Annotated in this window: 9 protein-coding genes; 3 read left to right on the forward strand and 6 right to left on the reverse strand. The window is 74.1% G+C overall.

Annotated features, from left to right (window positions below):
* From WCS02_RS13525 to WCS02_RS13540, 4 genes are all read right to left on the reverse strand, one after another.
* The coding region (locus WCS02_RS13525) for an ABC transporter ATP-binding protein (RefSeq protein ID WP_340294093.1) at positions 1-920 on the reverse strand (920 nt) is incomplete at its 3' end.
* On the reverse strand, positions 917-1,747 hold the full coding sequence (locus tag WCS02_RS13530) for an ABC transporter permease (RefSeq protein WP_340294094.1): 831 nt from the start codon (positions 1,745-1,747) through the stop codon (positions 917-919). The genes WCS02_RS13530 and WCS02_RS13525, both read right to left, overlap by 4 nt.
* A gap of 41 nt (positions 1,748-1,788) precedes the next feature.
* Entirely contained in the window at positions 1,789-2,730 is a 942-nt protein-coding gene (locus WCS02_RS13535; protein WP_340294095.1) for an ABC transporter permease, read from the reverse strand.
* 10 nt (positions 2,731-2,740) lie between these two features.
* The gene (locus tag WCS02_RS13540) at positions 2,741-4,312 is read right to left on the reverse strand and encodes an ABC transporter substrate-binding protein (protein WP_340294096.1); all 1,572 of its coding nucleotides are present in this window, start codon (positions 4,310-4,312) and stop codon (positions 2,741-2,743) included.
* A gap of 302 nt (positions 4,313-4,614) precedes the next feature.
* On the opposite strand from WCS02_RS13540, the gene WCS02_RS13545 reads away from it, so the two are divergent.
* The 3 genes from WCS02_RS13545 to WCS02_RS13555 all read left to right on the forward strand — a co-directional run bounded on the left by WCS02_RS13545 (position 4,615) and on the right by WCS02_RS13555 (position 8,273).
* Positions 4,615-5,751: an ABC transporter ATP-binding protein gene (locus tag WCS02_RS13545; RefSeq protein WP_340294097.1), complete on the forward strand. Its 1,137-nt coding sequence runs from the start codon at positions 4,615-4,617 to the stop codon at positions 5,749-5,751.
* A gap of 88 nt (positions 5,752-5,839) precedes the next feature.
* Positions 5,840-7,084: a DUF4032 domain-containing protein gene (locus WCS02_RS13550; RefSeq protein ID WP_340294098.1), complete on the forward strand. Its 1,245-nt coding sequence runs from the start codon at positions 5,840-5,842 to the stop codon at positions 7,082-7,084.
* A 499-nt stretch (positions 7,085-7,583) separates the two neighbouring features.
* A complete protein-coding gene (locus WCS02_RS13555; protein WP_340294099.1) occupies positions 7,584-8,273 on the forward strand; it encodes an SPFH domain-containing protein in 690 nt (229 codons plus the stop codon).
* Between the two features lie 105 nt (positions 8,274-8,378).
* Here the strand turns inward: WCS02_RS13555 and rlmB are convergent, their stop codons facing one another.
* Both rlmB and WCS02_RS13565 read right to left on the reverse strand, forming a co-directional pair.
* Positions 8,379-9,401, reverse strand: coding sequence for a 23S rRNA (guanosine(2251)-2'-O)-methyltransferase RlmB (gene rlmB / locus WCS02_RS13560; RefSeq protein ID WP_340294100.1), 1,023 nt, complete (start codon positions 9,399-9,401; stop codon positions 8,379-8,381).
* On the reverse strand, positions 9,401-9,614 hold a 214-nt coding region (locus tag WCS02_RS13565), incomplete at its 5' end, for a CysS/YqeB C-terminal domain-containing protein (protein ID WP_422665423.1). The genes rlmB and WCS02_RS13565, both read right to left, overlap by 1 nt.

The following is a 9,614-nucleotide window of genomic DNA, read 5'->3' on the forward strand; positions in this document are numbered from 1 at the left end:
CAGGCGGGGTCGGCCACCGGGCAGCGGGGGGCGAACGCGCAGCCGGCTGGCGGGTCGACCGGGTCCGGCGGCAGGCCCGGCATCGCGGCCAGGTCGGCGCGGTCGGCACCGGTCGCCGGGTCGTCGATGTCGGGCAGCGAGCCGAGCAGCCCGCGGGTGTACGGGTGGGTCGGAGAGGCGTACACCTCACCCGTCGGGCCGGTCTCGACGACGCGGCCGGAGTACATGACGGCGACCCGGTCGGCGATGCCGGCGACGACCCCGAGGTCGTGGGTGATCCAGACCACCGCGGTGCCGTGCTCGTCCTGCAGCCGCCGGACCAGCCGCAGGATCTGCGCCTGCACCGTGACGTCGAGCGCGGTGGTCGCCTCGTCGGCGACGAGCACGGCGGGGTCGTGGGCCAGGGCGACGGCGATCATCACCCGCTGCCGCTGCCCGCCGGACAGCTGGTGGGGGAACGAGCGCAGGGCCCGGTCGGGGTCGGGCAGCCCGACCTCGTCGAGCAGGTCCCGCGCCCGGGCCAGCAGCGCGTCCCGGCCCCGGCGGGCGCCGTCGCGGCCGGCGTGCGCGCGCAGGCCCTCGACGAGCTGCCGCCGCACGGTGAGGACGGGGTTGAGCGAGGTCATCGGGTCCTGGAACACCATGCCGACGCCCGGTCCGCGCAGCGCACGCAGCTCCTTCTCCCCCGCCCCGAGCAGCTCGCGCCCGTCCAGCTCGGCGGAGCCGGTCACCGACGCGGAGCCCGGGAGCAGGCCGAGGACCGCGAGCATGCTCACGCTCTTGCCCGACCCGGACTCCCCGACGACGGCCAGGGTCTCGCCGGGGGCCACCTCGAGGTCGAGGCCGCGCACCACCCGCGCCGGACCGCGCGCGGTGGGGAAGGTGACGTGCAGGTCGCGCACCCGCAGGGCCGCGCTCATGCCGCACCCGCCGGGACGAGGGTCCGCTGGCGGGGGTCGAGCACGTCGCGCAGCGCGTCGCCGAGCAGGTTGAACGCCAGCACGGTGACGAAGATCGCCGCGCCGGGGAAGAACGCCATCCACCACGCCTGCTCCAGGAAGCTCCGCCCCTCCGACAGCATGAGCCCCCACGACGACGCGGGCGGCCGGGTGCCGAGGCCCAGGAAGCTCAGCGCCGCCTCGGACAGGATGGCGAAGGCCAGGCTCACCGAGGTCTGGACGATGATCGGCGGCGCGGCGTTGGGCAGCACGTGCAGCAGCATGATCCGGCTGTCCGGGGCGCCGACCGAACGGGATGCGCGCACGTAGACCTCCTCGCTCACCGACAGCACGGCCGCCCGCGTGACCCGGGCGAAGATCGGCGTGTAGACGATGCCGATCGCGATCATGGCGTTGCGGGTCCCGGGGCCGAGCAGGGCGAGCACGGCGATGGCCATGAGGATCGCGGGGAAGGCGAAGAGCACGTCCATGCAGCGCATGAGCACCGCGTCGAGCGGGCCCCGGCGGTAGCCCGCGAGCAGGCCGACCGAGACCCCGACGACGAGCGCGATCCCCACCGCGACCAGGCCGACCTGCAGGCTCACCGAGGCGCCGAGCACGACCCTGCCGAGCACGTCGCGGCCGAGCTCGTCGGTGCCGAAGGGGTGCGAGGCCGACGGCGCCATGAGCCGGTCGGGGACGGAGACCTGGTTGGGCCCGCCGGGGACGAGCACGTCGTCCAGCAGCGCCAGGACCGTGACGACTGCGACGACGAGCAGCCCGAACGCGCCGCCGGGGCGCCGGAGCACCGCCAGCAGGGTCCGCCGGGCGGCTGCCAGCCGGCCGCCGCTCACCGGGTGCCCACGCGGGGGTCGAGGACGGCGTAGGACAGGTCGACGAGCAGGTTGACCACGAGGAACACGAGCGCGAACAGCAGCACCGCCCCCTGCAGCAGCGGGAAGTCGCGGCTCTGCACCGCCTGCAGCGCCAGCTCGCCCAGGCCGGGGTAGCTGAAGACGATCTCGACGACGACCACCCCGGACAGCAGGTAGGCGAGCTGGACGCCGACGACGGTGACGAACGGCAGCAGGGCGTTGCGCATCACGTGCCAGCCGAGCACGGTCGGCGGGGCCAGGCCCTTGGACCGCGCCGTGCGGACGTGCTCGGCGCCGGAGGCCTCGAGCAGCGAGGACCGGACGAACCGGGTGAGCACCGCCCCGCTCGTCACGCCCACCGTGATGCCCGGCAGGAGCACCGAGCGCGCCCACCCCGCCGGGTCCTCCGACAGCGGCGTGTAGCCGCCGGTCGGCAGCGAGAGGACCGGGGCGACGAACACGATGAGCATGATCCCCAGCCAGAAGTCCGGGACGCTGATCCCCGCCTGGCTGGCGACCGTGGCCACCCCGTCCAGGACGCTGCGCGGGCGCAGCGCGGACAGGGTGCCCAGCGGCACGGCGATGAGCAGGGCGACGAGCACCGCGACCCCGGCCAGGCTGACCGTCGCCGGCAGCCGCTCGAGGATGAGGGCGGTCACCGGCTCCCCGGAGCGGAAGCTCACCCCCAGGTCGCCGGTGAGCGCGGCGCCCGCCCAGGACACGAACTGCACGAGGACCGGCTCGTCGAGCCCGGCCCGCTCGCGCAGCGCCGCACCCGTCTCCTCGGTGTAGCGCGTGCCCAGCGCGATCCGGACGGGGTCGCCGGGGACGAGCTGGAGGATCGAGAAGACGAGCACGGCGACCCCGGCCAGGACGACCGCGGCCTGCGCCAGCCGCGAGGCCAGGTAGGTCGCCACGGGAGCGGGCTCAGCCGTCCAGGGAGACGGTCTCGAAGTTCACCGCGGAGTCCGGGCGCGCCTCGTAGCCGGTCACCGAGCTGCTCCAGGCCTCGACGACGTCGGGGTTGAAGAGGAACAGGTAGGAGACGTCGTCGACGACGAGCTGCTCGGCCTGGGCGTACAGGTCCTTGCGGGCGTCCTCGTCGGTCTCGGCGGCGGCCCGGGTGAGCAGGTCGTCGACCTCGGGGTTGCTGTAGCCCTGGAAGTTGAAGCTCCCGTCGGTGATGTGCTGGGCGTGGTAGTAGTCGAACGGGTCGATGTTGCCGATCCAGGCCCAGCTGAACGCGTCGAAGTCGCCCTGGCCCTGCCGGTCGAGGAAGATCCCCGTCTCCACGGTGTCGACCGTCATCGTCACGCCGACCTCGGCGAGCTGGCTGGCCATGACCTGCGCCGCGGCAACCGCCGGCTCGTCGGAGTCCGGGACCATGAGGGCGAACTCCAGGTCGGCCGCGCCGGCGTCCACGAGCAGCTGCTCCGCCTCCGCGGCGTCGGTCTCGAACGGCGCGTAGCCGCTGGCCCAGAACGACCCCTCGGGCACGGCGGTCTGGTTGACGGTGCCCGCACCGAAGGTCGCGGCCTCGGCGACGGCCTCCCGGTCCACGGCCAGCGCCACCGCACGGCGCACGTCCGGGTCGTCGAACGGCGGCCGGGTCTGGTTGAACGCGGCGTAGTAGTAGTCGGTGGAGCCGGTGCGGCCGAGCTCGATCCCCTCGGTGTCCGCGAGGTCCTCGATCGACTGGGCGGGCACGTTGTCGGTCCAGTGGACGTCGCCGTTCTCGAGGCCGGTCAGCGCGGCCGCGGACTCCGCGACGTAGCGGTACTCGACGCCCTGCACCTGCGGCGCCTCGCCCCAGTAGCCGTCGTAGGCGGTGAGCTCGGCGCCGCCGGCGGACGTCGACACCAGCTCGAAGGGGCCGGTGCCGACCGCCTGGGTGGCCAGGTCGAGCCCCGCCGACTCGCTCGGCACGACCGCCATGCCCTTGAAGCCGCCCACGTTGGCGAGCAGGTTCGGCGTCTCCGCGCTCAGCGTCATGGTCACCTCCAGCGGCCCGGTCGCCTCGACGGCGGTCACGGTCGCGAAGCGGAAGGCGTTGCTCAGCTCCTCGTCGATGATCCGGCGGAAGGAGTAGACGACGTCCTCGGCGTCCAGCGGGGTGCCGTCGTGGAAGGTCACGCCCTCGCGCAGCGTGAACACCCACTGCAGGCCGTCCTCGCTCGTGGTCCACGACTCCGCGAGCGACGGCTCGAAGGTGAGGTCCTCGGCGCTGGGGACGACGAGGGTGTCGTAGACGTTCTCCAGCACCTGGAAGCTGGCCTGCGACGTGGTGACGTGCGGGTCGAACTGGTCGGGGGTGTTGGCCAGGGCGGCGACGAGGACGCCCTCGCCCGCGGCCCCGCCCGCGCCGTCGGCGGAGGCGGACGGCTCGGGGGCCTCGTCCAGGCCCTCGGCGTCCACCCCCTCGCCGGTGCTGCAGGCTGCGAGCAGCAGCGCGAGACCGGAGGCGGTGACCGCCAGGGACAGGGCGCGGGGAGCTCTCATGGTCCCTGCCTAGCCCGACCGGGTGACGGTGACCAGCAGGCGTGCGCGGCCGGTCGCTGTTCGTTACGCCTTCGCAACACCCGCCGTCCTCGGGCCACCGGACGGGCGGGGTCGGTGGACCGGCGGGCGGTCGTACGGCAGGATCAGCCCCGTCGGGCACCGCCGTCCGGCACGCTCGTGCGCCGGGGCACCTGCCCGCCACACGTCGACGACGACGGCAGCCAGGCACGGAGGTCCGGACCCGGACCACCTTCACGACGGATCGTCCGGCACGTACCTGCCGGTGGAGGAGATCACCGCTCATGGCAACTGTGACGTTCGACAAGGCCTCGCGCCTGTACCCGGGGGCCGAGACCCCCGCCGTGGACCAGCTCGAGCTGTCGGTCGGCGACGGGGAGTTCCTCGTCCTCGTCGGCCCCTCCGGCTGCGGCAAGTCCACCTCGCTGCGCATGCTCGCCGGCCTGGAGGAGGTGACCAGCGGGAACATCTACATCGGCGACCGCGACGTCACCGACATGCCGCCCAAGGACCGCGACATCGCGATGGTGTTCCAGAACTACGCGCTGTACCCCCACATGTCGGTCGCCGACAACATGGGCTTCGCGCTCAAGATCGCCGGCGTGGCCAAGGACGAGATCCGCAAGCGCGTCGAGGAGGCCGCCAAGATCCTCGACCTCACGCCGTACCTGGACCGCAAGCCCAAGGCCCTGTCCGGTGGCCAGCGCCAGCGCGTGGCCATGGGCCGCGCGATCGTCCGCAGCCCCCAGGTCTTCCTCATGGACGAGCCGCTGTCCAACCTGGACGCCAAGCTCCGCGTCCAGACCCGCACGCAGATCGCCTCGCTCCAGCGCCGCCTCGGCGTCACGACGGTCTACGTCACCCACGACCAGGTCGAGGCCATGACCATGGGCGACCGCGTCGCGGTCCTCAAGGACGGCATCCTCCAGCAAGTCGACAGCCCGCGGAACATGTACGACCGCCCCAACAACGTCTTCGTCGCCGGCTTCATCGGCTCCCCCGCGATGAACCTGCTCACGCTGCCGGTCTCCGAGCAGGGCGTGCAGTTCGGCTCGATGCTGCTGCCGATCGAGCGCTCGCTGCTGTCGAAGGCGTCGGGCAACAAGGTCACCGTCGGCGTCCGTCCCGAGGACCTCGACATCTCCGGCTCCGGCCAGGGGCTGCCGGTGCAGGTGGACGTCGTCGAGGAGCTCGGCGCGGACGCCTACATCTACGGCACCACGTCCGTCGGCGAGGCCGTCGACATCGACGACCCGGACCTGCGCGGCGAGGACGCCGCGGCCAAGGGCGGCGACAACATCATCGCCCGCACCGACGGCCGTCGTCCCCCGACCCGTGGCGAGACCGTGCACCTGGTGCCGAGCGGTGCCGGTCACGTGCACTTCTTCGACATCTCCACCGGCGCGCGCCTGGACGCCTGAGCACCACCGCTCGACCGACGGGCGTCCTGCTCCTGCAGGGCGCCCGTCGGCGTGCCGCCCCCCACGCCCGGCGCGAGAGGATGACCCCGTGAGCACCTCCCTGCAGATCACGTCGACGACGCCCGAGAGCGGGCTGCTCGACCTGCCCTGGGAGCTGCCGCTGGAGGACTGGCCCGAGGAGCGGGTGCACGCCCTGCCCCGCGGGATCAGCCGGCACGTCGTCCGCTTCGTGCGGATCGCCGGCAAGGTGTACGCGGTCAAGGAGATCACCGAGCCGATCGCGCGCCGCGAGTACGCCATGCTCCGCAACCTGCGCCGGCTCGCGGTCCCCTCGGTCGAGCCGACCGCCGTCGTCTCCGGCCGCCACGACAAGGACGGCGAGCACCTCGAGTCCGCCCTCATCACCCGGCACCTGCAGTTCTCGCTGCCGTACCGGGCGCTGTTCAGCCAGACCCTGCGCCCGGACACCGCGACCCGGCTCATCGACGCCCTGGCGGTGCTGCTCGTCCGGCTGCACCTGACCGGCTTCTACTGGGGCGACGTGTCGCTGTCGAACACCCTCTTCCGCCGCGACGCCGGCGAGTTCGCCGCCTACCTGGTCGACGCCGAGACCGGCGAGCTGCACGCCGAGCTGTCGCCGGGTCAGCGCGCCTACGACGTCGACCTGGCCCGGGTGAACATCGCCGGGGAGATGTTCGACCTGCAGGCCGGCGAGCTGCTCGACGCCGAGTTCGACCCGCTCGCGGCGAGCAACCGGATCGTCGAGCGCTACGAGACCCTGTGGGCCGAGCTGACCGACGCGGAGTCCTTCGACTTCGGCGAGCGCTGGCGCGTGGACGCACGGATCCGCCGCCTCAACGACCTGGGCTTCGACGTCGGCGAGCTGGCGATCACCACCGACTTCACCGGGACGTCGCTGCAGATCCAGCCCAAGGTCGTCGACGCGGGCCACCACACCCGCCGCCTCATCCGCCTCACCGGGCTGGACGTCGAGGAGAACCAGGCGCGCCGGCTGCTCAACGACATGGACTCCTACGCCGCCGCGAACGACATGCAGGGCGAGGACGAGGAGGTCATCGCCCACACCTGGCTGTCGACCGTCTTCGAGCCGGTCGTCCGCGCGGTCCCGCCGACGCTGCGCGGCAAGCTGCAGCTGGCCGAGGTCTTCCACGAGGTGCTCCAGCACCGCTGGTACCTGTCCGAGAGCGCCGGGCACGACGTCGGCCTCGACCAGGCCGTCCGCAGCTACGTCGCCGACCAGCTGCCGCTGCGCCGCGACGAGAAGGCCGTGCTGGGCGGCGACGACACGGAGCCCATCCCGATCGTCACCTGACCGGGCTGCCCCTCTCGTTCCGCCACGACGGCACCCTGCGACGGTCTAGCCGACACAGGGTGCCGTTGCTGCGCGACGGTTCCGACGCAGGGTGCCGTTGCTACCGGACGGTTCGGACGGAGGGTGCCGTTGCGGCGGACCGCGGGGCCCGCGCGATAACCCGTCGACGGGCGCGTGACCGACGGCCTAGCCTCGGCGAGCCGTCGGGAGCGGCGTCGGCGACGGTCGTCGTGCGGTGTCCCGCGTGTCACCGGCGGCAGACCTCTGGCGGTCGGGCATGCGTTGCCTCGGGGTTCGACTCCCCACGGCCGCCGGTCGTCGGCCTGCCCTCCGGGGCAGGTGCACCGCGGCCCTGCGACCGTCCGGCACCGGTGGGCGGCCCCGCCGAGGAGCACCGGGTCGGCGGCCGGCGGCACCCCCGGTGCCCACCGGGAGCGGCACGGCACGGCACGGCACGGCACGGCACGCGAGCAGGCACACGACCCAGGAGGAGGACGGCATGGTCACGACGACGATCGACCCGGGGACGTTCGGCGTCCTGAGGGTAGACGGGGCGACGGTGGGAGTCCTGGCGCCGGGGCGGCACCGGCTGCCGATGGCGTGGCGGCCGTGGCGCCGGGACGTCGTCCGGGTGGACTCGCGCCGCTCGGTGGTCGTCGTGTCCGGCCAGGAGGTCGCCAGCGCCGACGTCCCGGGCATCAAGGTGTCCGCGGCGTTCACGTGGCAGGTCGTCGACCCGGTGCGCTACCTCGACGCGAGCGCCGACCCGGTCGACGAGGTGCGCCTGGCCGTCCAGGTCGCCGTCCGTGACTGGGCGGCCGCGTCCACCCTCGAGGAGCTGCTCGCGGGGCGGGGTGCGGCCGGCGCCCGCCTCGTGCCGGCGGTGCAGGCGGCGGGCCACGACGTCGGCGTGCAGGTGCGGGAGGTCGTGGTCCGCGACGTCGTCGTGCCGGTCGAGGTGCGGCGCGCAGCGGTCGCGGCGCTCACGGCGCAGCTCGAGGGCCGCGCCACCGTGGAGAGGGCGCGGGCCGAGACGGCGGCGCTCCGCTCGCTCGCCAACGCCGGCCGGCTCCTCGCGGACAACCCGGGACTGCTCCAGCTCCGGACCGTCGAGGCTGCGGCGAGCGGGGGCGCGAGCGTGGTCGTCCACCTCGGCACCCCGGTGCAGGGGCTCACGGCGAGCACCTGACCGCTGCCTCACACCCCGGTGTGTGGACGGCGAGCGGGCACTGGTGACCACCGGACCGGCGTGTCCCGGTCACCGGTTCCCGCTCACGGGAGGCTGAGGCCGGGCTCAGCGCTGCTGGGCCACCGCGTACAGCACGATCCCGGCGGCGACCCCGGCGTTGAGGGACTCCGTGGCGCCGCTCATCGGGATGGACACCACCGTGTCGCAGAGGTCGCGGACCAGGCGGGACAGGCCCTCGCCCTCGGAGCCGACGACCAGGCAGACGCCGGTGCCGACCACGTCGAGGTCGGGCAGCTGGACGTCGCCGCCGGCGTCGAGGCCGACGACCATGAGCCCGGCGTCCTTGTAGGCCTGCAGGGCACGGGCCAGGTTCGCGGCCCGGGCGACCGGCACGCGGACCGCGGCGCCGGCGCTGGACTTCCACGCCCCCGCCGTCATGCCGGCGCTGCGGCGGGACGGCACGACGACCCCGGTCGCGCCGAACGCGGCGGCCGAGCGGACGACAGCGCCGAGGTTGCGGGTGTCGGTGACGCCGTCGAGGGCGACCACGACGACGTCGCTGCGCTTGCGGCCCTGGAGCAGGTCGTCCGGGTGCGCGTACTCGTAGGCCGGGATCTGCAGCGCGACGCCCTGGTGGACGGCGCCGTCGGTGAGCCGGTCGAGGTCGCCCTTGCTCACGGGCAGGACGGACATGCCCTTGTCCGAGGCGGCGCGGACGGCGTCGCGGACGCGCGTGTCGTTGTCCAGGCCGTCCTGCAGGTACAGCGCGGTGGCGGGCACGCCGGCGACGAGCGCCTCCAGGACGGAGTTGCGGCCGGCCACGTACTCCGAGCCGGTCCCGGCGCGGCGGCGCTGCGTCCCGGGGCGCGTGGGCCGGGCGCCGGGGCGCGCGTCGCCGCCGGGGCGGGACTTCCGCATGCCGGCGACCGACCGGGCGTCGCGCTCAGCCTTCTCGGCCGCCTTCTGCGCGCCGATCTTGCGGTCGTTCGCGGGGTGCGACGGGCGGTCCTCCGCCTTGGGGGTCGGGCCGCGGCCCTCGAGCCCCTTGCGGCGCTGCCCGCCCGAGCCGACGCTCGGGCCCTTCTTGCCGCGGCGCACCGCGCCTCGTCGTCCGGCGTTGCCCGCCATCAGGTGTCTCCCTCGGTGCTCGTCGCCGGAGCAGTTCCGGCCAGGGACCAGCGTGCCCCCTCGGACGTGTCCTCGATGACCACGCCGACCGAGGCCAGGCGCTCGCGGACGGCGTCGGCGGTGGCGAAGTCGCGCGCGGCGCGGGCCGCGGCGCGCGCGTCGAGCTCCGCGGTGACCAGGGCGTCGAGCACCCCGGCGCTCCGGTCGGCGGCG

Origin of the sequence: Aquipuribacter hungaricus (genome assembly GCF_037860755.1) — a bacterium.
GTDB classification, from domain to species: domain Bacteria; phylum Actinomycetota; class Actinomycetes; order Actinomycetales; family JBBAYJ01; genus Aquipuribacter; species Aquipuribacter hungaricus.